Genomic DNA, 20,906 nt, shown 5'->3' on the forward strand with positions numbered 1-20,906 from the left:
GGATAGCTCCTGACCACTATCACCCTGCGTAGTGGGCGATAGATTCCACTGTGCCCAGATTTGAACCTGATTGGGCTCGGTCACAATTCGTTTCCCCGGGCTACGACTCCCCGCGCGCCACGACCCCGTGCCGTCACGGCGGAACGCCGTCCGTCCCGCCTCGCCCGACTCCCGCCATCGGAGACTCCCGTACCGTCAGTGCACCGTGCGCCTGCGCACCGTGACGGTTCGTTCCCGAATCCGATCCGAGGAAGGCGCGAAGAATGGCACCCTGCGGGACGATCATCACATTGCGGCCATGGCATCCTGTGACGTCACAACTCGCCGGACGGGATCGGCGGCGGACGTCCGGGGAATATGGGGAAGGTCCATGAGGCTCTGCTTCCTGGTGGAGGAGCACTACCGCCACGACGGCATGCCGAACGAGGTGATCCGGCAACTGACGGCTTGGGGGCACCACGTGGACGTCCTGCGGCCGGGCGGCTCGCTGCTGCGCATGACGGACCTGGTGGATGCGGGTGCCCATGACGCCTGGGTGCTCAAGACCGTCTCCGGCGGCCCCGGGCTGACCCTGCTCGAAGCCGCCGCGGCGGCGGGGATGACGACGGTCAACGACGCCCGGTCCATCCGGGGCGTGCGGGACAAGGCCCTCGCCGCCGCCATCGGGCGGGTGCGGGGGCTTCCGTTGCCCCCGACGTACGCCGTGGCGCGGCCCGAGCTGCTGGCGGAGATCCCGACCTCGGAGTACCCCCTGGTCGTCAAGCCCGCCGACGGGAGCTCCGGACGGTCGGTGCACCTGCTGTCCACCCCGGACCGGCTCGCCGCCCTGCTCCCCGAACTGGCGGGCGAGGGCATGCTCATCGCCCAGCCGTACGTGCCCAACTCGGGCACCGACATCAAGGTGTACTGCGTCGGCGGGGAACTGTTCGCCACCGAACGCTGTTCACCGCTTCACCCCGACCGCGCGGTACACGAACGTCAGGTACCGCTGTCGGCCGAGGTGGCGGCCATCGCGGCCCAGGTCGGCGCGGTGTACGGACTGGATCTGTACGGACTGGACGTGCTGCTGGGTCCCGAGGGGCCGGTGGTGGTCGACGTGAACGACTTCCCCAGTTTCCGTCAGGTCCCGGAAGCGGCGGCCCGGGTGGCACGGGCGGTACTCGACCTGGCGCGGGTGGGCGGTGTCCGGGCGGAGGACCCCGCCGGACTCGGACCCTCCTGGCCGCAGCAGCGACCGTACGCGGCTCCGGCGCCGCTGACGGCGACCATCGGGGCACAGGTCTCGGCGCGAGCGGGAGAAGGCGTATGAGAATCGGTCTGATCACACCGGACCCGGGGCACCCGCTGCTGGCGACGGCGGCGGAGATGCTGGGAGCCGAGCACGAGGTCCGCGTACTGGACCCGGCGGATCCCGGGGCGGCGGCGTGCGCGGCCACCGACCGGGCCGACGTGTACCTGTTGAAGGCGCGCACCCCGAGGGCGCTGGAACTGGCGCGCGAACTGGAGCGACAGGGCGCCCGGGTGGTGAACTCGGCCGAGGCCACGGAACGCTGCCAGGACCGCACCGAGATGGCGGAGTTGGCCCGACGCGCCGGGCTGCCCTTCGCCACCACGCGGACCTTCGGCTCGCTGGGTCAGCTGGCCCTGCACTCCACCGGACCGGGTCTGCCCGGAATGCCCTGGCCGGTCGTGGTCAAGAGCCGGCGAAGCCGCAAGGGCGACCTGGTGGCACGGGTCGACGACGCGGCACGGCTGCGGAAGCTGGCCGGCGGCTGGGGCCAGGAGCCGGTCGTGGTCCAGGGCTTCGCCCCCAACAACGGCTGGGACCACAAACTGTGGGCGATCGGCAACCGGGTCTTCACCGCGCTGCGCCGCTCCGAACTCGCCGACGGGGAAAGCTCCGCGGAGCACGCCCCGGAGGAACCCCGTCCGGAGTGGGCGGAGCTGACCCTGCGGGTCGGCGAGGTCTTCGGCCTCGACGTGTACGGGGTGGACGTCATCGACACCGGCGAGGGCACCCCCCTGATCGTGGACGTCAACGCCTTCCCCGGCATCCGCGGCCAGGCGGGAGCCCCTGAGGCACTGGCCGCCCTGGCCGTGCGCAGGGCCCGCGGGAACGGCTGACGCACCGCGCGGAAAGCCCGTGCGCGGCAACGGCTGACGCACCGCGCGGAAAGCCCGTGCGCGGGGCCGGACGGGGGAAGGCGCCGTGTCCCGGCCGAACACGGTCGGGCATCGCGGTGAGGATCGCGGGATGGGCTTCGTCCTGCCGGTCCTCTTCGCGCTCTTCGCGGCGCTCAGCAACGCCCTCGCCACCGTGCTCCAACGCCGGGCCGCGCTCACCGTGCCGCAGAGCTCCGGATTCCGGCCCGGGCTGGTCCTCGACCTGCTGAGACGACCCCTGTGGCTCGCCGGGATCCTGGCCGTGATCCTGGCCGGGGCGGGACAGGCCGCCGCGCTGGCGACGGGCCCGCTGGCCCTCGTACAACCGCTCTTCGTGCTGGAACTTCCGCTCGCGCTGCTCATCGCCACGCTGCTGACGCGGCGACGGCTCCCCTCACCGCTCTGGATCGCCGTGGTGGCGGTGGTCGCCGGGCTGGGGCTGGCCCTCGCCGGCGCCGCACCGGCCGGGAACCGCACCCACGTGGCGCTCGACCGCTGGCTCCCCGTTCTTCTCGCGTGCGCCGTCGCCGTGGCCGGACTGGCCGCCGCCGGACTGCGCCGGCCGCCGGGACGGGCCCGGGCCGGATGCCTCGGAGCGGCCACCGCCGTCTGCTACGCGCTCACCGCCGGCCTGATGAAGTCCTCGATGCACATCCTCACCGAGGGCGGCATCGGCGCGTTCCTCACCGCGTGGCAGACGTACGCCTTCGGCGCCACCGGCATCTGCGCCCTCCTGCTCCTCGAACACGCCATGCAGGGCGGCCCACTGATCGCCTCGCAGCCCGCGCTGACCTTGGGCGACGCCGGCATCAGCGTGGCGCTGGGCGTCCTGGTGTACGAGGAGCACCTGCGGTCCGGCTGGTGGCTGCTCCCCCAACTCGCGGGCATCGCACTGATCGCGGTCGGCATCCTGGCGCTGGCCCGGTCGGGCGAGGACGAGGAGGGGGCCGGGGTCGATGAGGCGGCCGGCGCCGGCAGTGGGGAAGGGACCGGCGACGGGACGGTCTGAGCCCCGCCGCCACGAGTCGGCCCGCCGAAGCTACTTGATGACCTCGACCTTCTTGTCCCCGGCGGCGGCGTGGGCCTGGGCGCTCACGCCGAGCGCGGTGACGACGAACGCGAGCAGGACGGCCACGGTGGCTGCGGCACGCTTGCGGTTCACGGTTCCCCCTGGTGGTTCGGACGCTCCCGCCGGATTCCCGGCGGCGCCCGCAGCCTCCCACCGGGGTCCGCGCCGGACAAGGGCTGCCCGCGCCGCGCGGGTACGGCCGGGCGGGCGCGGAACGGGGCCTCGGGTGCGGCCGGCCGGTAGCGTGCGGGACAGTCGAGCGAGGGCGGAGGGCGGATTCCATGCGCGCGGTGGTGTTCGAGCGGTTCGGTCAGCCGGCCGAGGTACGCGAGGTGCCGGACCCGACCCCGGCGGCGGGCGGCGTCGTGGTCCGTGTGGAGGCCACCGGCCTGTGCCGCAGCGACTGGCACGGCTGGTGGGGCACGACCCGGACGTCGTGCTGCCCCACGTGCCCGGGCACGAACTCGCCGGGGTCGTCGAGGCGGTGGGCGCGGGGGTCACCCGCCGCGGGGTCGGTGACCGGGTCACGGTGCCGTTCGTCTGCGCCTGCGGCAACTGCGCCGACTGCGCGGCCGGCGACCACCAGGTATGTGCTCGACAGACGCAGCCCGGTTTCACGCACTGGGGGTCGTTCGCCGAGTACGTGGCCCTGGACCATGCCGACGTGAACCTGGTGCCGCTTCCGGACGAGCTGTCGTACGACACCGCCGCCGGGCTGGGCTGCCGGTTCGCGACGGCGTTCCGGGCGGTGGTCGCGCGGGGCAGGGTGGCGCCGGGCGAGTGGGTCGCCGTACACGGGTGCGGCGGGGTAGGGCTGTCCGCGGTGATGATCGCGGTGGCGGCCGGCGCCCGGGTCGTCGCCGTGGACACCGCTCCGGGAGCTCTGGACCTGGCGCGGCGGTTCGGGGCCGCCCACGGTGTGGACGCCCGTTCGCTCGACACGGCGGAGGCCGTCCGTGAACTGACCGGCGGCGGGGCCCACCTCTCGCTCGACGCCCTGGGGTCCCCCGCGACGGCGGCCGCGTCGGTCGCCGGGCTGCGCAGGCGCGGACGGCACGTGCAGGTCGGGCTGCTGCCGTCGGCGGCCGGACGGACGGTCCTGCCGATGGAACGGGTGATCGGCTGGGAGTTGGAGATCCTCGGCAGTCACGGCATGGCCGCCCACGCCTACCCTCCGATGATGGAACTCGTCCGCTCCGGCGCACTGCGCCCGGACCTGCTGGTGACGGCGACGATCACGCTGGACGGGGCGTCGGACGCGCTCGCCGCGATGGGCACCGCCCCGGGAAGCGGGATCACCGTCATCCGGCCCGCGGCGGTCGCCGGGCCCCGGGTGGGCTGACCGCGGGTGCACTGACCGCGGGTACGGGCCGGCCGCGGGGTCTCGCCGGCTCGGTCGTCACACGGGCGGGAACTCTCCGTGGTCGCCGGACGTCTGACCATCTGACGACGGACCATCGGGGGGACGGGACATGACGATCACACTGGCCGAGGAGATCATGCTGCTCTCCCTGGACGACGAGTCCGGGGCGGCGAAGCAGCGAGAGGCCGCGGGGTGGGCGGTCGCGGGCGGAATCCTGCTCGAACTGGTCATGGCGGGGCGAGTGTCGGTGACGGGCAGGCACCTGGAGCTGACCGACGCGACCCCCACCGGACAGCCGCTGCTCGACACCCGCCTCCACCTGCTCGAAACGTGGATGCGCGGCAAGAGCAGGCGTCGGGTGACGGACTGGCTGACCAAGGACCACACGAAGGCGGTCGGAGCCGCCCTGGAGAGCCTGCGCGATCGGGGTGTGGTCCTGGAGACTCACCACAAGGTGCTGGGCGTGTTCCCGACCCGTCGCCATCCCGAGGCCGACGGTTCGGTGGAGCGGGAGTTGCGGGACCGGCTCGACGCGGTCGTCCTGGGCGGTGCGGACCCGGACGAGCGGACGGCGGGTCTGATCGCGCTGATCCACTCCGCGAAGCTGGGGCGGCTGGTCTTCCCCGACGCTCCCCGGAAGGAGACCGCCGCGCGCCTGGGGGAGATAGCCGACGGGCAGTGGGCCGCCGAACACGTCCGCAAGGCCATCCGCGACATGCAGGCGGCGATGGCCGCGGCGACGGTCGCCACGGTCGTGGCGGTCACCTGAGGGCCGTCGCGATGGCGTCGAAGGCGTCGCCGGAGGCTCCGTGGGGGCGGGGCGGCGTCACGCCGACCGCTGAACACCTCGCGGCAGATCGGCGTCGCGGTCACGGGGCCCTGATGGACACGTCGGTGGCGTAGATTCGCGGCAGCTCCGGGACACTCCCGGGTGCGGTCGAGGTCTGGGAGCGGTGCCGCGTGGCGCGTGTGGGTGTGGGCGGGTCGGCGACTCGACGGGTCGTGTTGGCTACCGACGGCTTCGGCTGCGCCGAGGACGCGGAACTGCCCGTCCTCGTGGCCGCGCTGCGCGAGCGAGGCGTCGACGCGGTCGCGGTCGACTGGGCCGAGGAGGGCTACGACTGGGCCGCGCCGGACGTCGTCGTCATCCGCTCGACCTGGGACTACTCGGAGCGGCTGCCCGAGTTCCTCACCTGGGTCGACGGAGTGGACGCGGTGACCGCCCTGCACAGCCCTGCCGAGCTGGTGCGCTGGAACAGCGACAAGGTGTACCTCGCGGAGCTCGCGGCCCGGGGAATCCCGACGGTCCCGACCCGCTTCATCGCGCCCGGCGATCCCGTGACGCTGCCGCCGGGCGGTGAGATCGTCGTCAAGCCGTCGGTGTCGGCCGGCTCCCGTGACACGGCCCGGTACACGCCGGCCCAGCGGGAGGCGGCCTCGGCTCACGTCCGGATGTTGCACGGGACCGGGGCGACGGCGATGGTCCAGCCGTACATGGAGCGGATCGTCGACGGGGAACGGGCGCTGGTGTTCCTGGGCGGCGAGTTCAGTCACGCGGTCCGCAAGGGCCCCGTGCTCACGGACACCGGCCGCATCGACAACACCCGTGTCCCACACCCCGACCTGACCGCACACACGCCCTCGGCGGCCGAACTCGCCCTGGCCGGCGCTGTGCTCGCCGCGACGGCCTCCCGCACGGCCGGCCCGTTGGCCTACGCCCGGGTGGACCTGGCACCGGCCGGGGACGGCACCCCCGTCCTGATGGAGCTGGAACTGATCGAGCCCAACCTGTTCCTGACGATGACCCCGGGCGGCGTGGAACGGTTCGTGGAGGTCGTCCTGGGGTTGTGAGCGTCCGGCGGGGCGGGGGCCGGTGCTCGGTCGCCCCGGATCGGCGGGGACCGATGTGCGGAGCGGCCGGGGACCGGAACCGGAAGGGGTTCTCCGGGGTCAGCTCGTCGGCCTCCTCGATCATGAGATCCCGAAGCTCCGGCGGGATGGTCCGGTCCTCGGTGAACCGCAGGTAGGTGCGCGGGATCCGGCCCCACGACTCGGGCAGGCCCCGGGTGTCGGCGGCGCCGATCTCCGCCGACTCGTCGGGCTCCAGGATGTTGAGCAGGGTACGGACCTCGTCGTCCGTGCGGTCGGCGGCCATTGCCTCCCGGACGACCCGCAGGAACTCGGGGTCGCCGGAGCGCCAGTTGACCCGGTTGACCCCCCGTTCCGCGGGCGTGGGCACGACGGGCAGGCGGAAGATGGCGCTGCCGGCGGCCTCGGGGGCGGTCATCAGCTGCTGCATGGTGGCCCGCGCGGAGGGACGGAAGGCCGAGACGCGGACGAGGTGCGAGATCAATTCGGGAACCCGGTCGACCACGGTGTTCAGCGTGAGTCCGCCCATGCTCTGACCGACCAGCACCACCGGGCCGAGCCGGTGTGCCCGCCGCACCACGTCGGCCACGTGGTCGGTGAAGTGGGCCGATGTGACCTTGGCCGTCGTCGAGGGTTCGGTGCGCAGCCCCTCGGGGTCCTGCGGTGTCCGGTAGGAGCACGGGAAGTAGGCTCCGAGCCCGTGGCCGGGCAGGTCGACCGCCACCGCCAGTGGTGTGGCCGGAAGGGTTTGCCGGGTCGCGGTGTCCGGTGCGGTGCATCGCAAGGCGGAGGACCGCCGCTTGTACTGGACGTACTCCGACAACGCGGCGAGGTGCCGTGCCGGGCGCCGCGACACGGTGAACCCTTCCGGCCACAGCACTGGGTGCCCGCGCAGGGCGAGGTCGGCCAGGACGGGGGCCCACCCGTAGGAGTTGCCGCCCGCCCCGTGCACCGACACGAAGACGGGCCTCGTCGAGGACCGGGCAGCCGGATCGGCCTTCTCGTTCACGTGCGTCGCGTCATTCGTGGGATCACACCGGCAAGTCGATCCGGTGGGACCGGTCCTTTTCGGCCGCGCCCGATCGCCGCCGAAAGAGTCCGAACGGGCGAATCGGGCCTTGGACAACCACGACCACGGTGGGGCTTGTGCTCGGCGGAAACGCGTCGCTAGAGTCCCGATTACACGTGTAACCCAGCTGCGCGCACCGGTGACCTGCGCGAGCGTTCCGGACATGCATCACCACGCCTGGCCTCGCACCGACCCCGCCGGCCCTCCGGGCCGCGCCGCACAGGAAGGGCCGCAATGACGCAATCTCCTCCCGCCGCATCCGCGCCAGTCGCCTTCGATCCGCCCGACACGACCTGGCCTCCTCCTCCATACCGGGCCCCCGAGCCCCCGGTGACGGACGAGCACGGGATACGCCACCACGACGGGATCACGTACGCCACCACGCCCGGCTACCGGCCCCGGCTGCTGGACGTTCGGGTGCCGGCGGGCGAGGGACCCTTCCCGGTGGTGGTCTGGATCCACGGCGGCGGATGGCTGGACGGCGACCGGCGCTACCCGCCGCCGACCGTGCCGGCCGCGCTGCTGCACGGTGCGGTCCTGGGGGCCGGACTCGCCCTCGTCTCCATCGACTACCGGCACAGCCTCGAAGCCCCCTTCCCCGCACAGTTGCACGATGTGAAGGCCGCCATCCGCTACGTCCGCGCGTACGCCGGGGCCCTCGGCCTCGACGCCGACCGGATCGCCGTCTGGGGGGAGTCGGCGGGTGGGCACCTGGCCGCGCTCGCGGGCCTGGTCGGCCCCGACACCGCGGACGGAGCGGCACTGGAGGGCGCGCACGGCGTGGGCTCCGGGGACACCACCGTGCGGGCGGTGGTCGACTGGTACGGGGTCTCCGACCTGATCTCCCTCTCCGAGCACCCGATGCCGCCGATGCCCCCCGGTGTCGAGTTCCCCGACCCGTACGAGGCCCTCCTGGGTGCGGGCGTGGCCGAGCGCCCGGAACTGGCGAAGGCCGCCGGCCCGGTGACGTACGCGGCGGTTGCCTCGAACCCGCCGCCGTTCCTGCTCGTCCATGGCCGGCTGGACAGGCTGGTCCCGTACAGCCAGAGCAAGTTGCTCGCCGCCGCGCTGGAGAGCGCGGGCGGCGAGGTCGTCCTGCGGCCGGTGGAGGGCGCCGACCACATCTTCCTCGGCTCCCCCGACGTCCCGCGCATCGTCGCGGAGAGCGTCGCGTTCCTGTCCCACCACCTCCGCGCCAGGAGCTGACAAGCACCTCGCGCCCCGCAACCGGACCTCGACCCGCTCCCCCGCCACGGCTGCCGAGGCACGGGGCCGCCCTGGGCGGAGCGCGCCTGCCGGCCCGGCAAGCCGTACGCGGGCCGGTACGCGGGCCGGTACGCGGGCCGGTACGCGGGCCGGTACGCGGGCCGGTACGCGGGCCGGTACGCGGGCCGGTACGCGGGCCGGTACGGTCTCCTCCCGTAGCGGCGCCGGGCCGAGGGCCGGGCCACACTGCCCCGGCGCTTCCCGGACCTCGAACGCGCTCGGGCGCGATGCGCTCGTGAGCGGCACCGTCGGGCTCTTCGTGGCAGCTTCTTCGTGGCAGCTTCTTCATGGCAGCGGGCGACATCTCGGCGAACCGGGTGACCGGTTCCGGGATCGGCGCCCTCGACTCCCTTCGGTGCGGCGACTTCGAGGCCGAGGAGGCGCTCGTCGAGCGGGGATTCCTCCCGACCGGAGCCGGCCGGCCGGCCACGAGAAGCTAGTCGAGGACGGGCAACCGCGCGTCGTGGCCGAGGAGACGGGCAGCGGCGGGTGGGTTTCGCCGTCTCGCCCCGCCTCCCGGCGGCACTCGACGCGACGGGCCGGGACCGCCGCCACGCGCTCGCGGCAGGCGAGTGGTTCGCGCACCGTGCAGGGGAGGGCGGGTCCATCCGTGACCGAAGTCGCCTCCGAGACCCTCGACGGACCCTCTGCGCTCGCCCGCGGCGGCGTGCGGCAGGAAGGGGGGCCTGTACTGCCGAGCGGTGTGAACACGGGCCGTCGAGCGGCCCGCGGCGCTCGCCGGCGTGCCCCGGACAGGGGGTGTACGCCCCGCGCCGTCGATCGGCACTCCCGGCGAGTCGGTGGCCTTCGGACTGTCCGAGGTGTTCGAGGGTCGCGCCCCCGATCTGGTGGTGTCGGGCACCGACTTCGGCCCCAACCTTGCCGGTCTGGCCACCCTCCGGCACGGTGGGCGGTGCGGTCGCCGCGCTGGAGTCCGGTGTGCCGGCCATCGCCCTGAGCACGGGCGGTGTGACGACGCCCGATCCGGTGACCACGGTCAACGCGAGCGGGCCGACAGTGGACTTCGCGGTCGAGTTGATCGACCGGCTGCGCCTCCGGGCGCCCCGGTCCGGTCCACTCCTGCCCCCGGGGATCGGGCTGAACGTCAACCATCCGGTCGTCGGCGCCGACGGCAAGGGCACCGCGGCCGGGGTGGCCTCGACCGTCCAGGACCCGCAGACCCTGCTGAGGCCCGACCTCACCGACGCCGGCGACGGCACCTGGAGGATGGGCGTGCAGGTGGACCCGAGACCCGCCGCCCGGGGCGGCAACGTGGAGGCCGTCGGCGCGGGCAGGATCGCCGTCAGCCCGATGAGCGCGGACCGGAACACCGGGCCCGTGGACTTCATCCGCACCGCCTCCCTGATCGCCGGGCTGCGCCCGTAGAACCTGCCGGGCGGTGGGCGTCTGCCGGGGAACGCACCCCGACCGGGCGCACCCCGCCCCGGTCAGCCCGTCGGCGGCGCCGTCGCGGCCGACGGGTGGCGGCGGCGTCGGGAACGGCGTACGGACAGCAGGGTCACCGCCGTACTCGCGAGGACCAGCAGGGCTCCCGCCACCGTCGGCAGCCAGACGGGCACGCCGCCCGCCGTGAGGAGTTCGTCCCGGTACAGGACCTGCCGGAACGGGGTGTCCTTCGCGGTGGCGCGCAGTTCGTGGTCCCCGTCGATGCGGCTGGGGTCGGGGAACCGTTGGTCGATCGCGGTCAGGAACACCGGCGCGGCGCCGCCGGTGAACTCGGCCAGGGAACCCTCCGGGGTGACCGTCCCGGCGAAGGTCACCTCCGGGGCGGCCCCGCCGATCGGGGACGCGGGTTCCATCCGGTGGTCGGCGAGTACGTACAGGCCCAGCGCCTGGGCGGACTTGGCGAGTCGGGACAGTCGCATCGGGTAGACGAGTCGGTCACTGGCGAAGCTGATGCGCAGCGGGTCGAGCTCGCCGCCCAGCGTCGCGCCCTGTTCGCGGGGGGCGAGGCGGACGGCGACGTACTCCCACTTCCGGTCGACGTACGGCTTCAGCTCCGAGGCGAGCCGGTCGGGCAGTGTGAAGTCGTTGCTCTCCAGCCAGTCGCCCAGGGCGTCCGGGTCGGTGGCGGTCAGTCGGGCGACGTCGAAGTCGCCGAGCCGTTCGCGGCCGACGACACCGACGGACGGGGCGCCGGCGCCGGGCCGTGCGGCGCCGGCTCCGTCGAGGCGGCCGGAGGAGAAGGGCCAGTCGCGGTCGCGGGGCCAGAAGTAGGTGCGGGTCTTGTGCTCGGGGCGGGTCAGCCGACCGAGTTCGGGGATCAGGTCCGGGTCGCCGAGTTCGACGCCGGCCCGCGAGGGCACGGGCATGATCCATGCGGCGCGTTTGGCGTCACCGCCGACCGTGAACCGCATCACGATCTGTTCCGTGTGGCCGTCCCACCGCACGACCGAGGTCTCGCGGGCCACCCCGATCCGGGAGAAGCCGTCGGGGACCATCGCCCCGCAGCCGCAGGCGTAGGCGGGGTCGACAAGGCTGCCGAGTTGCGTCGCGAGCAGGGCGAGCAGGACGGCCAGTACTCTTCGTCTCTTCGTTGCGTTCCACACGCGGTCTGGGACGAGCGGTCACGGGATCCGGTTCCGGACACGCGTCCGCCGCCTGTCGCCATCGGTCGTCACCGGCCGTCGTCACTCGACGCCGGCCGAAACCCATCGGACGCGTGACCGAAAGTATCCTGTCGACCCCGTTCCGTGGGGCGGATCGACCGTCGCGGAGGCCGCCGGGACACGGTCGGTCAACGTTCGTAGCGCCAGCCGGATGGGCCCTGGTCGGGGGTGGTCCGCGGCTCCCATACTGGCCCCATGAAACGGACGGACAATCCCCGGCGCAGCCCCCTCGTGCCGGATGCCGTGGAGGCGGAGATCGAACGGCACGACTGGGAGGCCATCGAATGCGGATGCGGGCATTCCGCAGGGCATCTCGTACCCACGCTCTGGGACGCCGCCGAGGGACACCCGGCCGCGTTCCACGCCTTGGCCGGGCATGTCTTCACGTGGTCGAGGCTCCAGGCGCCGGCTCCGGCGGCCTGCGGGGTGCTGATGGCCATCTGGTCGGCGGGGCCGCCCCGCCAGGCGACCCGCGAGGCGCTGTTGCGCACGCTGCTGGCCCTGCTGGGCACGGAGGACGACGGCTCCTCGCACGAGGCCGGGCTGTACGGGCAGTGCGCGGCCTTCGTTCGCCGGTCCCTGCCCGAGCTGCGTCGGGAGGCGGCCGGTGGCCCGGACTCGGTGACGGCCGCGTACGCGGAGGGCGTCGTGGAGATCCTGACCCTCTGCGCGTGACGGCGGCGGGCCCGCGCGTGACGACGGGGACAGATCCGAGCCGGGTCCCGCACGCCACTCGGCCCGTCACACCGCCCTTACCGTGACGCCCTCCCGGGTCAGCGCCTCGATGGCGGCCTCCGGGGCGGAGGTGTCGGTGACCACGGCGTGCAGGGTCGCGGCGGGGGCGACGAAGGCGAGCGCCGTGCGCGTCAGCTTCGCCGCCTCCGCGACCGCGATGACCCGGCGCGACGAGGCGATGGCGGCGCGTTTGACCGCGGCGTCGGCCAGGTCGTAGGCGGTCAGGCCGTCCGTCGGGACCAGACCGCAGCAGCCGATGACGGCGGTGTCGAAGCGCAGCGCGGCCAGCGAGGTCTCGGTGAGGGGCCCGGTCAGGGCCAGCTCTCCCGGGCGCGGCAGTCCACCGGGCAGCAGAAGCGTCAGGTGCGGTGCCCCGGTCAGCGCGTTGGCCGCGTGCAGGGACAGTGGCATGACGGTGATCCGCCGCTCCTTCAGTGCGCGGGCGACTTCCAGGCAGGTGGTGCCGCTGTCGACGACCACCGATTCCCCGTCCGCGATCAGGGATGCCACTTCGGCGGCGATCCTCCGTTTGACGTCCTCGCCCTCCCGGGCGCGCAGGGCGAACGGGGGCTCCTCGCCGCGCAGCAGCAGGCTGCGGGCGCCTCCCCGGAAGCGTTCCAGCACTCCCTGGTCGGCCAGTGCCTCCAGGTCGCGGCGGATGGTCATCTCCGAGGCGCCGGTGAGTTCGGCGAGTTCCGCCACGCTCAGTTGCTCGCGGTCGCGTACGGCCTCGGTGATCCGTCTCAGTCGATCTGTACTCGCTGTGCTCGCCATACCCCCCATTGAACATTCTCTATGTTCGAAACTCAAGCTGGTGAACATCAATTCTGTTCCCTATGGTGTTTTCCATGAGCAGATCCCTGCGGGCCGCGCGCCTCGCCACCTTCGCCTTCTTCGCGCTCAACGGATTCCTCATGGGCATGTGGATCGTGCACATTCCCGCCGTGGAACACCGCACCGGCATCAGCCACGCCGTCCTCGGCTCGCTGCTCCTGCTGTTGGGCGCCGGGGCGTTCCTGGGCATGCAGATCGCCGGGCCGCTCACGGACCGGATCGGCAGCCGCCGCACGGTTCCGGTCGGGGCGGCCTTGTGCAGTGCGGCCCTGGTGTTGCCCGCGGTGGCCGGTGACGTCCTGACCCTGGGCGTGGCCCTGTTCGTGCTGGGCTTCGGCAACGGCTGTCTCGACGTCGCCATGAACACCCATGCCGTACAGGTGGAACGGGCCTACGGGCGGCCGGTCATGTCCGCCTTCCACGCGGTGTTCTCGCTGGGCGGGGTGCTCGCCGCGCTCACCGGGGCGCTGACGCTCGGGCTCGGCTGGAGCACGACCCTGACGCTGACGACGGTGGCCGTGCTCGGCCTCGTCCTCACCGTGCCGGCCTCGGCGGCCCTGCTGCCGTCTCCCGCCGAGCAGGCGAAGGACCGTGCCGAGGCCGCGCCGGGGGTGAAACGGCGTACGCCCGCGCGGATCTGGGCCCTGGCCGCACTCGCCTTCGCGTTGATGCTCTGCGAGGGCGTCGCCAACGACTGGAGCGCGCTGCACCTGCGGGACGTCCTCGACGCCCCCGCGGCGACAGCCGCCCTGGCCTACGGCGCCTACTCCACCGCGATGACCGCCGGACGCCTGGTCACCGATCGAGTGGTGGCACGCACCGGTCCGGTGTTCGTGGTGCGGTACGGGGCCGTGTTGGCGGCCCTGGGGCTGACGGCCGCCGCGCTCGGCGACTCCGTCCCGATGGCGCTGGCCGGCTGGACGGCCTTCGGTCTCGGACTGTCCGGCTGCGTCCCGCAGTTCTTCAGCGCCGCCGGACACGAGGACCGGGGCGGCTCCGGCACCAACGTGTCCCGGGTCGCCGGCCTGGGTTACCTCGGCATGCTGGCCGGGCCGGCCGTGATCGGCCCGCTCACCCACCTGGTGCCGCTCAACCTGGCGCTGCTGCTGCCCGTCGCGCTCTGCCTCGTCGCGGCGGGCGCTGCCGGGGTGCTGCGGGCCCGGCCGCCGGCCACCGAGGGCTCGCGACCGCGGCCTGCATCGGAGCCGGCCGCGTGAGGACCCTCCGCGCCGTGTGGCGTCCGGCCCGGCCCTGAGGTACGTGGTCAGGCCGGGAGGCGCGAGGCCAGGCACGCGCGCAGGACGTCCGGGGTGACCTCCTCCAGCGTCCGGGCGAAGCGGCGCGCCGCCGAGCCGGGCACCGGCAGCAGGGACGGCACCACCAGGACCCCGCAGCCGGCCGCCTCCGCCGAGGCCGCGCCGTCCGGGGAGTCCTCCACCGCCACGCACGCCGCCGGTTCGAGGCCCAGCCGTTGGGCGGCGGCCCGGTAGGGGTCCGGGTGGGGCTTCGTCCGCGCGGTGTCGTCGGCGGAGAGCGTGAGGGCGAAGGGGACGTGGGCGAGCGGGCCGTCGAGCACCGAGTCGACCACCACCCGCGGCGAGGCACTGACCAGGGCGAAGGGCACTCCTTCGGTGGTGAGCGCGGTCAGCAACCGCTGGGCTCCGGCGCGCATCGGCGCGCCGGCCCGCACCCGCCGCAGGAAGTCCTCGGTGAGCGCGGCGCCCACCCGTACGGGGTCTCCCCCGCCCGTGACCCGTACGAGGTGGGCGGCGGTGTCCTCCACCGCCCGGCCGACGACCTCGGGCGCGTCCGCGTCGGTCAGGGCGTGGCCCAGCGCGGCGGCGGTCTCCTCGGTGGTCCGCCACCACAGCACCTCGGTGTCGACGAGGGTGCCGTCCATGTCGAACAGGACCGCCGCGAGCCCGCTCACGAGGCCCTCGCCACGACGAGTACGGGCCGTTCGGCCAGGCCCACGGTCGCCCGCGCGCCGGGCGGCAGGTCCCCGGCGTCCCGCGACGGCAGGTCGGCCTTGACGCTCGCCCCGCCGGGCAGTTCGAGGTGGAGCCGGGTGACGGATCCGAAGAAGGCGGCGGAGACCACGGTGGCCGTGCCGGCGGCGTCGGCGGTCGCGGTGACGTTCTCCGGGCGGACCAGCACCTCCACGTCCCTGCCGGTCGGGACGGGGCCGTCCACGGGCAGCCGTGCGCCCGCCACGTCCACCAGCCCGGAGTCGGTGAGCCGGCCCGGGAGCCGGTTCATGGTGCCGACGAACTCGGCGACGAAGGGGGTCGCCGGCCGCTCGTACAGCTCGGCGGGGGCCGCGCACTGCTCCAGCCGCCCGGCGTTCAGCACGGCGACGCGGTCGGCCATCGACAGGGCCTCTTCCTGGTCGTGCGTGACGAACACGGTGGTGATGCCGAGGGAGAGTTGGAGTCGACGGATCTCGTCGCGCAGGTTCGAGCGCACCTTGGCGTCGAGTGCGGAGAGCGGCTCGTCGAGGAGGAGGACGCGCGGGCGCAGGGCGAGGGCGCGGGCCAGTGCGACGCGTTGCTGCTGGCCGCCGGACATCTGGTGTGGGTAGCGGTCTCCGTGGTCGGGCAGGCCGACGAGGTCGAGGAGTTCGGCGGCGCGCTCGCGGCGCCGTGCCGCGTCCACCTTGCGCACGCGCAGGCCGAAGGCCACGTTGTCGCGGGCGTTGAGGTTCGGGAAGAGGCTGTACGACTGGAAGACCATCCCGGCGTCGCGGCGGTTGGCCGGGACGCGGGTGATGTCCTGTCCGTCGACGAGGACCTCACCGGCGTCGGGCTGTTCGAAGCCGGCGACGACGCGCAGCGCGGTGGTCTTTCCGCAGCCCGACGGTCCGAGCAGTGCCACGAGTTCGCCCGGTTCGATGGTCAGGTCGAGACCGTCCAGGGCCACGGTGGAGCCGAACGTCCGCCGCAGGCCGCGGAATTCGACGCGCGCCCCCGAGGGGGTGTCGGGATCCGCCGGCTTCCGGGTCGCGGGAAGGGTGGTGGACATGGGGGTCAGGACTCCTTGCGGGAGGTGGGGGCGACGCCGGTCGCGGCGGTCGGGGTGGTCCCGGCCCGCGAGAGGACGAGCAGCAGCAGCCAGGTGATCAGGAGGCTCAGGATGGAGACGGCCACAGACATCCGGGCCTGGGCGCCGGAGATGGAGACGATCCACACCGCGAAGGGCCGGAATCCGAGGAGCGAGGCGATGGTGAACTCGCCGAGGACCAGGGCCAGGGTGAGGAAGGCGGCTCCGGCGAGCGAGGCCCGCAGGTTGGGCAGCAGGACGCGCAGGACGACGTACGGCCAGCTCGCGCCGCAGCTGCGGGCCGCCTCGACCAGGGTGGGCACGTCCACGGCGCGCAGGCCGGCGTCGAGGGAGCGGTAGACGAACGGCAGCGCCAGCACGGTGTAGGCGAGGACCAGGACGACGGGGAACCTCTCGTCCTGGACCGCGAGGAAGGTCTGGTAGAGCGGGGTCCGCGAGAGGTGCTCGGGTCCCCACCGCAGCACGGTGGTGATGCCGGTGACCAGCGCGATGGGCGGCACCACCAGGGGCAGCATGCACATGACCTCGACGACCGGGCGCAGCCTGGGCGAGCCGATGCGCACGCCGACCAGCGCGGGCACCGCGAGGAGCAGCGACAGCGCGATGGTGGCGGCGGCGAGACCCAGGGAGAGCAGCAGGCTCTCGGTGAAGCCGTCGGCGGCGAGGAGTTCGGTGTAGGCGGTGAAGGTGACGCCTTGGCCCGGCACGTGCACGGTGAACACGAAGGAGGCGACGAGCGGTACGAGGAAGTAGGCGCCCGCCAGGAGGAGTACGGCGCCGCGCCAGACCCGGGGGCGTGGTCGGGACCTGCGCGGGGTCCGGGCCGGCGTGGCTGCCGGCTCCCCCGCGGCGGCGGCCTCCAGGGCCTCGACGGTGTTCCGGGTGGGCGTCGGGGTCATCGCAGCCATCGGGCGCTCCGTCGCTGGAGGGGCAGGTAGACCGCCATGACCAGGCCGGCGATCAGGATCATGTCGAGGCCGAGGGCGAGTGCCACGTTCTCCTGGCCGGTGAGGACGTTCCCGGCCAGCGCGTCCGCGATCTTCAGCGTGACCAGGGGCACGGAGCCTCCGACGAGTGCGGCGGCCGTGGCGTGCGCGGCGAAGGCGGTGCCGAAGAGCAGCACGAACCCGCCGAGCAGAGAGGGCGCGAGGACCGGCAGCCCGACGTGGCGCCAGAACTGGCGGCCGGTGGCCCCGCTGTTCTCCGCGGCCTCGCGCCACTGCGGGCGCAGTCCGTCGAGCGCGGGCGCGATCACCAGGACCATCAGCGGGGTGAGGAAGTACAGGTACACGACGGAGAGGCCGGTGAAGGAGTACAGGTTCCAGCCGAGGCCGCCGAGATCGGCGAGTCGGGTGACGACTCCGGAGATGCCGGCGGTGGCGATGAACGCGAACGCCAGCGGGACGCCGCCGAAGTTGGCCAGCACGCCCGACGCGGTGAGGGTGGCGCTGCGCAGGGCCGTCGACCGTGAGGTGACCACGGCCTGGGCGATCAGCACGCCGAGCACGCCGCCGAGCAGCGCGGTCAGGGCGGAGAGCCGGACGCTGCCGACGAGGGAGTCGAGGTAGGGGCCCTGGAGCGAGCGCGCGAGGTGCTCGCCGGTCAGGGCGGTGGTGCCGCGGGCCGGGTCGGTGGTGGTGACGGCTCCGAAGGCGATGGCGCCGAGCGGGATGCCGAAGCACAGCCCGGTGAAGACGAGGAGGGGCAGGGTGGCGAGCCAGGTGCGCGGGCCGCGCCGCCGGCGGCGGGCGCCGCCGGCGGTCCCCTGGTGGGGGGTGGTGGAGGAGGCTGACATCAGGAGAGGGCCTTGTCCCACTTCTCGGCGAGGGTGGCCTTGGCCTTGTCGAGCTCGACGGAGGCCGGGAAGGACGGGGTGCCCTGGACCTTGGGCAGCTTCTCGACGGCGGCCTTGTCGGCGCTGCCGTCCTGCGTCATGACGGGGAGCAGGACCGGGCGGGCGTAACCCTTGAGCCAGAGGTTCTGGCCCTCGGCGCTGTAGAGGAACTCCATCCACAGGCGGGCGGCCGCCGGGTTGGGGGCGTCCTTGTTGATGGCCTGCGAGTAGTACTGGGCGTAGACGCCGTCGGTGGGGACGGCGACCTTCCAGTCGACGCCCTTGCCCTTGAACTGGTCGGCGTACCCGGCGTTCAGGTAGTCCCAGTCGATGGAGATGGGCGTCTCGCCCTTCTCGACGGTGGCCGGGGTGGACTCGACGGGGATGAAGTTGCCGTTCTTCTTCAGCTGCCCGAAGAAGTCGATGCCGGGCTGGATGTCCCCGAAGGAGCCCTTGTTGGCGAGGGCCGCCGCGTAGACGCCACCGAAGGCGGAACCGGACTTGGTCGGGTTGCCGTTGAGGGCGACCTTGCCCTTGTACTCGGGCTTCAGGAGGTCCGCGAAGGTCTTCGGGCAGTTCGGGACGCGGGCGGCGTCGCAGCCGATGGAGATGTAGCCGCCGTAGTCGTTGTACCAGCGGCCGTCGGCGTCCTTCTGACCGGCGGGGATCTTGTCCCAGGCGGTGACCTTGTACGGGGCGAAGAGGTTCTCGCCGGCTCCGCTGCGTGCGAAGGCGATGCCGAGGTCGAGGACGTCGGGGGCGCGCTTCTGGCCCTTGCGGGACTTGACGGCGGCGATCTCGTCGGCGCTGGCGGCGTCCGGGTTCTCGCTGTTGATCTGGATCTTGGGGTACTTCGCCTGGAAGGCCTTGAGGATCTCGCCGTAGTTCGCCCAGTCGGCGGGCAGCGCGATCACGTTGAGCCGGCCCTCCTTCTCGGCCGCGGCGACGAGGCCCTTCAGGTCGCCGAAGTCGGCCAGGGAGGCCGCGGCGCCCGGCTGTACGCCCTTCTTGGCGTCACCGGTCGAACCGGCGTTCTGCTGGTCGGGGGCGGCACCACACGCGCTGAGCGTGGTGAGGACGGCGACGCCGAGCAGTACGGCCGCACCACGACGGGCGGAGGAACTGAGCACGGTCTCTCCCGGAGACGAAGGGGGTTTCTTGTCCGACCACTTGTCAGACCACTTGTCTGAACAAGTTGGCTCCAGTTCGCCCGGGTCCGCTGTACGGACGGTGAACGGCGGCTGGACCGTGGAGCACGGCTTGCGGAAGAGCGGAGATTGACCGAAAGAAGCCGTGACAGGGGCGGTTCGATGATCATGAGTAACGGGAAGACGGTCGGTCGGTTCGACGAGGGGCGCACGGCATGGGCACGGTCAGGTATCTGGAGATCGCCGAGGCGCTGCGACAGGCGATCCTGTCCGGCGAGTACCGGGTGGGTGCGCGGCTGCCCTCGGAGAGCGATCTGGCCGCCCGGTGGTCGGCCTCGCGCGGCACGGTCCGCCAGGCGGTGGCCACCCTCGCCGCCGAAGGGCTCGTCGGCTCCCGGCAGGGCGCGCGCAGGATCGTCCTGCCTCACGAGCGCAAGCACAGTTTCGGCGAGCTGAACAGCTTCGCGCAGTGGGCCGAGGGCGTGGGCCACGAGGCCGCCGGCCGGTTCCTCTCGCGGATCCGACGTCCCGCCGGCGCCGAGGAGGCGCGGCGGCTCGCGGTGCGGCCGGGTACGGAGATCCTGGCCGTGCTGCGGCTGCGCCTGCTGGACGGTGAGCCGACCATGGTGGAGCGCACCGCGTACGCCGACTGGGTCGCGGCGGCGGTCGAGGCGCTGCCCGAGGACTGCCGCTCCGTGATGGACAGCCTCGCGCGCGACTCGGGGATCGTCGCCCAGTACGGCGAGCACCTGATCGACGCGCTGCCGGCCGGGAGCGAGGACGCCCGATTGCTGGGGATCAGGCGCGGCGGGGCCCTGCTCCGCCAACGGCACGTGTCCGCGACCCGTACCGGCCGCCCGATCGAGTGGTCAGACGACCGTTACCGGGCGGGCAGCGTCACCTTCAGTGTGAGCAACTCGGCGGTGGCGACCCCCTTGGGAAGGCACCCGGGCGATCGTCAGACATGATCGCGGAAGGCCGGGCGCGCGACTTCCGCGATCTCCCCCGGCAGCCAGTCCGTGGTCCGGGTGAAGCGGAAACCGAGCGCGGTGGCACGGGAGTTGTCCAGTGCGTAGCCCCGGTCGAAGGAGAACGGCGACGCGGGCCCGCCCGCCCCGACCGTCCGGTAGCGGGGCCGTCGTCCCAGTCGTTCGCCGATCAGCTCGCAGAGTTCGGTGACGGTCAGGGCGCCGTGGGAGGCCGCGTCGACGGGGCCGGTGAAGCTCTCCTCGGCCGTCCAGCGCAGGAAGTCCGCGATCTCGTGGTGGTGGATGAAGGACGTGGGGTGCGGGGCCTCGTGGACGTCCACCGGGGCGCCGGAGCCGATCCGCTCGACGTAGTGCGCGAGCCTCCCGGTGAACTCGGCGGGCCCGCCGCCGAGGACGTGGGCGCTGCGTACGGCGACGAACGGGAACTCCGCGTCGGTCAGTTCCGCCTCGGCCTCTCGCTTGCCCCGCGCGTAGGCGGCCGCTTCGGGGGTGGGGGGCGCCGGGTCGTACACCTCCATGGTGGAGGTCATCACGTAACGCCCCGCGGTGCCCGCGAAGACACGGCGGGCGAGGGCGGCCTGCTCCGGCGTGTAGCAGACCTGGTCGAGGACGACGTCGAAGCTCCGCCGCCCCAGGGCCGTGCGCAGCCGCGCCTCGTCTTCGCGGTCGGCGACGAGGTGGCCGACACCGGGCGGCGGGGCGGCGGACCCCCGGTTGAGGACGGTGACCTGGTGGCCGGCGTCGCGGAGCGAGGTGACCAGGCGCCTGCCGAAGTACCGGCTCCCGCCGATGACCAAGAAATTTCGCATGCCTTCGACTCTGCCGCTGTAGGGTCCCCCGCGGTACTGCTGTCTTGCTGAACCCGCCGTAAGGAAAA

20 protein-coding genes and 2 pseudogenes are annotated in these 20,906 nt (G+C 73.2%); 12 read left to right on the plus strand and 10 right to left on the minus strand.

All coding sequences use genetic code 11. The annotated features are described in order from the left end of the window. Positions 1–370 precede the first annotated feature (370 nt). From ADK55_RS20240 to ADK55_RS20250, 3 genes are all read left to right on the plus strand, one after another. Entirely contained in the window at positions 371–1,309 is a 939-nt protein-coding gene (locus ADK55_RS20240; protein ID WP_053680695.1) for an ATP-grasp domain-containing protein, read from the plus strand. Continuing rightward, on the plus strand, positions 1,306–2,124 hold the full coding sequence (locus ADK55_RS20245; RefSeq protein WP_053680696.1) for an ATP-grasp domain-containing protein: 819 nt from the start codon (positions 1,306–1,308) through the stop codon (positions 2,122–2,124). The genes ADK55_RS20240 and ADK55_RS20245 overlap by 4 nt, the downstream gene beginning before the upstream one ends. Positions 2,125–2,254: 130 nt before the next feature. Further along, positions 2,255–3,172 carry a DMT family transporter gene (locus ADK55_RS20250; protein WP_053680698.1) on the plus strand — a complete coding sequence of 306 codons (918 nt, stop codon included), beginning with the start codon at positions 2,255–2,257 and terminating at the stop codon, positions 3,170–3,172. A gap of 30 nt (positions 3,173–3,202) precedes the next feature. On the opposite strand, the gene ADK55_RS40495 is transcribed toward ADK55_RS20250, so the two are convergent. Continuing rightward, positions 3,203–3,325, minus strand: coding sequence for a hypothetical protein (locus ADK55_RS40495; protein WP_267887352.1), 123 nt, complete (start codon positions 3,323–3,325; stop codon positions 3,203–3,205). A 188-nt stretch (positions 3,326–3,513) separates the two neighbouring features. Between ADK55_RS40495 and ADK55_RS20255 the strand changes: the two are divergent. The 3 genes and pseudogenes from ADK55_RS20255 (at position 3,514) to ADK55_RS39910 (ending at position 6,446) form a co-directional block, all read left to right on the plus strand. Continuing rightward, a pseudogene (locus tag ADK55_RS20255) lies at positions 3,514–4,574 on the plus strand (zinc-dependent alcohol dehydrogenase family protein). 130 nt (positions 4,575–4,704) lie between these two features. Then, the gene (locus tag ADK55_RS20260; protein WP_053680700.1) at positions 4,705–5,364 is read left to right on the plus strand and encodes a GOLPH3/VPS74 family protein; all 660 of its coding nucleotides are present in this window, start codon (positions 4,705–4,707) and stop codon (positions 5,362–5,364) included. 233 nt (positions 5,365–5,597) lie between these two features. Beyond that, positions 5,598–6,446: an ATP-grasp domain-containing protein gene (locus ADK55_RS39910; protein ID WP_234350165.1), complete on the plus strand. Its 849-nt coding sequence runs from the start codon at positions 5,598–5,600 to the stop codon at positions 6,444–6,446. A gap of 469 nt (positions 6,447–6,915) precedes the next feature. Here ADK55_RS39910 and ADK55_RS39915 read toward each other — a convergent pair. Next, a pseudogene (locus tag ADK55_RS39915) lies at positions 6,916–7,698 on the minus strand (alpha/beta fold hydrolase); the annotation flags it as partial. A 69-nt stretch (positions 7,699–7,767) separates the two neighbouring features. On the opposite strand from ADK55_RS39915, the gene ADK55_RS20275 reads away from it, so the two are divergent. The 3 genes from ADK55_RS20275 (at position 7,768) to ADK55_RS38700 (ending at position 10,185) form a co-directional block, all read left to right on the plus strand. Continuing rightward, the gene (locus ADK55_RS20275; protein WP_053680707.1) at positions 7,768–8,739 is read left to right on the plus strand and encodes an alpha/beta hydrolase; all 972 of its coding nucleotides are present in this window, start codon (positions 7,768–7,770) and stop codon (positions 8,737–8,739) included. A 347-nt stretch (positions 8,740–9,086) separates the two neighbouring features. After that, on the plus strand, positions 9,087–9,239 hold the full coding sequence (locus ADK55_RS38690; RefSeq protein WP_159041490.1) for a hypothetical protein: 153 nt from the start codon (positions 9,087–9,089) through the stop codon (positions 9,237–9,239). 466 nt (positions 9,240–9,705) lie between these two features. Beyond that, on the plus strand, positions 9,706–10,185 hold the full coding sequence (locus ADK55_RS38700; RefSeq protein ID WP_159041491.1) for a hypothetical protein: 480 nt from the start codon (positions 9,706–9,708) through the stop codon (positions 10,183–10,185). A gap of 62 nt (positions 10,186–10,247) precedes the next feature. Here the strand turns inward: ADK55_RS38700 and ADK55_RS20285 are convergent, their stop codons facing one another. After that, positions 10,248–11,369: a DUF2330 domain-containing protein gene (locus ADK55_RS20285; RefSeq protein ID WP_053680711.1), complete on the minus strand. Its 1,122-nt coding sequence runs from the start codon at positions 11,367–11,369 to the stop codon at positions 10,248–10,250. Positions 11,370–11,624: 255 nt separating this feature from the next. Here ADK55_RS20285 and ADK55_RS20290 point away from each other — a divergent pair, with 255 nt between their 5' ends. Beyond that, positions 11,625–12,104 carry a hypothetical protein gene (locus ADK55_RS20290; protein ID WP_159041492.1) on the plus strand — a complete coding sequence of 160 codons (480 nt, stop codon included), beginning with the start codon at positions 11,625–11,627 and terminating at the stop codon, positions 12,102–12,104. 66 nt (positions 12,105–12,170) lie between these two features. On the opposite strand, the gene ADK55_RS20295 is transcribed toward ADK55_RS20290, so the two are convergent. Then, complete coding sequence (locus tag ADK55_RS20295; protein ID WP_053680715.1) at positions 12,171–12,938, minus strand: DeoR/GlpR family DNA-binding transcription regulator; 768 nt, start codon at positions 12,936–12,938, stop codon at positions 12,171–12,173. 74 nt (positions 12,939–13,012) lie between these two features. Between ADK55_RS20295 and ADK55_RS20300 the strand changes: the two genes are divergently transcribed. Next, a complete protein-coding gene (locus tag ADK55_RS20300; protein WP_053680753.1) occupies positions 13,013–14,215 on the plus strand; it encodes an MFS transporter in 1,203 nt (400 codons plus the stop codon). Positions 14,216–14,262: 47 nt separating this feature from the next. On the opposite strand, the gene ADK55_RS20305 is transcribed toward ADK55_RS20300, so the two are convergent. From ADK55_RS20305 to ADK55_RS20325, 5 genes are read right to left on the minus strand one after another with little or no spacing between them, the layout of a single operon-like run. Further along, positions 14,263–14,928: an HAD family hydrolase gene (locus tag ADK55_RS20305; protein ID WP_267887353.1), complete on the minus strand. Its 666-nt coding sequence runs from the start codon at positions 14,926–14,928 to the stop codon at positions 14,263–14,265. Beyond that, positions 14,925–16,019 (minus strand): ABC transporter ATP-binding protein, encoded by a 1,095-nt coding sequence (locus ADK55_RS20310; protein WP_053680717.1) that lies wholly within the window; start codon positions 16,017–16,019, stop codon positions 14,925–14,927. Before ADK55_RS20310 ends, ADK55_RS20305 begins: the two co-directional genes overlap by 4 nt. Positions 16,020–16,024: 5 nt before the next feature. After that, on the minus strand, positions 16,025–16,966 hold the full coding sequence (locus ADK55_RS20315; protein ID WP_371591322.1) for an ABC transporter permease: 942 nt from the start codon (positions 16,964–16,966) through the stop codon (positions 16,025–16,027). Beyond that, positions 16,954–17,853, minus strand: coding sequence for an ABC transporter permease (locus ADK55_RS20320; RefSeq protein ID WP_053680719.1), 900 nt, complete (start codon positions 17,851–17,853; stop codon positions 16,954–16,956). Before ADK55_RS20320 ends, ADK55_RS20315 begins: the two co-directional genes overlap by 13 nt. Continuing rightward, positions 17,853–19,022: an extracellular solute-binding protein gene (locus ADK55_RS20325; RefSeq protein WP_078999191.1), complete on the minus strand. Its 1,170-nt coding sequence runs from the start codon at positions 19,020–19,022 to the stop codon at positions 17,853–17,855. The genes ADK55_RS20320 and ADK55_RS20325 overlap by 1 nt, the downstream gene beginning before the upstream one ends. Before the next feature lie 233 nt (positions 19,023–19,255). Between ADK55_RS20325 and ADK55_RS20330 the strand changes: the two genes are divergently transcribed. Beyond that, positions 19,256–20,008, plus strand: coding sequence for a GntR family transcriptional regulator (locus tag ADK55_RS20330; protein ID WP_053680721.1), 753 nt, complete (start codon positions 19,256–19,258; stop codon positions 20,006–20,008). Here ADK55_RS20330 and ADK55_RS20335 read toward each other — a convergent pair. Further along, positions 19,999–20,838 carry an NAD-dependent epimerase/dehydratase family protein gene (locus ADK55_RS20335; protein ID WP_053680723.1) on the minus strand — a complete coding sequence of 280 codons (840 nt, stop codon included), beginning with the start codon at positions 20,836–20,838 and terminating at the stop codon, positions 19,999–20,001. The genes ADK55_RS20330 and ADK55_RS20335 overlap by 10 nt on opposite strands. Positions 20,839–20,906 lie beyond the last annotated feature (68 nt).

It is taken from the genome of Streptomyces sp. WM4235, from assembly GCF_001279725.1.
In the GTDB taxonomy this organism is placed as follows: Bacteria; Actinomycetota; Actinomycetes; order Streptomycetales; family Streptomycetaceae; genus Streptomyces.

Excerpts from the sequence above, each read along its gene's own strand:
- ADK55_RS20240 (WP_053680695.1), top strand. The coding sequence starts at position 371 with ATGAGGCTCTGCTTCCTGGTGGAGGAGCACTACCGCCACGACGGCATG.
- ADK55_RS20245 (WP_053680696.1), top strand. The coding sequence starts at position 1,306 with ATGAGAATCGGTCTGATCACACCGGACCCGGGGCACCCGCTGCTGGCG.
- ADK55_RS20250 (WP_053680698.1), top strand. The coding sequence starts at position 2,255 with ATGGGCTTCGTCCTGCCGGTCCTCTTCGCGCTCTTCGCGGCGCTCAGC.
- ADK55_RS20260 (WP_053680700.1), top strand. The coding sequence starts at position 4,705 with ATGACGATCACACTGGCCGAGGAGATCATGCTGCTCTCCCTGGACGAC.
- ADK55_RS20275 (WP_053680707.1), top strand. The coding sequence starts at position 7,768 with ATGACGCAATCTCCTCCCGCCGCATCCGCGCCAGTCGCCTTCGATCCG.
- ADK55_RS38690 (WP_159041490.1), top strand. The coding sequence starts at position 9,087 with ATGGCAGCGGGCGACATCTCGGCGAACCGGGTGACCGGTTCCGGGATC.
- ADK55_RS20290 (WP_159041492.1), top strand. The coding sequence starts at position 11,625 with ATGAAACGGACGGACAATCCCCGGCGCAGCCCCCTCGTGCCGGATGCC.
- ADK55_RS20295 (WP_053680715.1), bottom strand. The coding sequence starts at position 12,938 with ATGGCGAGCACAGCGAGTACAGATCGACTGAGACGGATCACCGAGGCC.
- ADK55_RS20300 (WP_053680753.1), top strand. The coding sequence starts at position 13,013 with ATGAGCAGATCCCTGCGGGCCGCGCGCCTCGCCACCTTCGCCTTCTTC.
- ADK55_RS20310 (WP_053680717.1), bottom strand. The coding sequence starts at position 16,019 with ATGTCCACCACCCTTCCCGCGACCCGGAAGCCGGCGGATCCCGACACC.
- ADK55_RS20315 (WP_371591322.1), bottom strand. The coding sequence starts at position 16,966 with ATGGCTGCGATGACCCCGACGCCCACCCGGAACACCGTCGAGGCCCTG.
- ADK55_RS20320 (WP_053680719.1), bottom strand. The coding sequence starts at position 17,853 with ATGTCAGCCTCCTCCACCACCCCCCACCAGGGGACCGCCGGCGGCGCC.
- ADK55_RS20330 (WP_053680721.1), top strand. The coding sequence starts at position 19,256 with ATGGGCACGGTCAGGTATCTGGAGATCGCCGAGGCGCTGCGACAGGCG.
- ADK55_RS20335 (WP_053680723.1), bottom strand. The coding sequence starts at position 20,838 with ATGCGAAATTTCTTGGTCATCGGCGGGAGCCGGTACTTCGGCAGGCGC.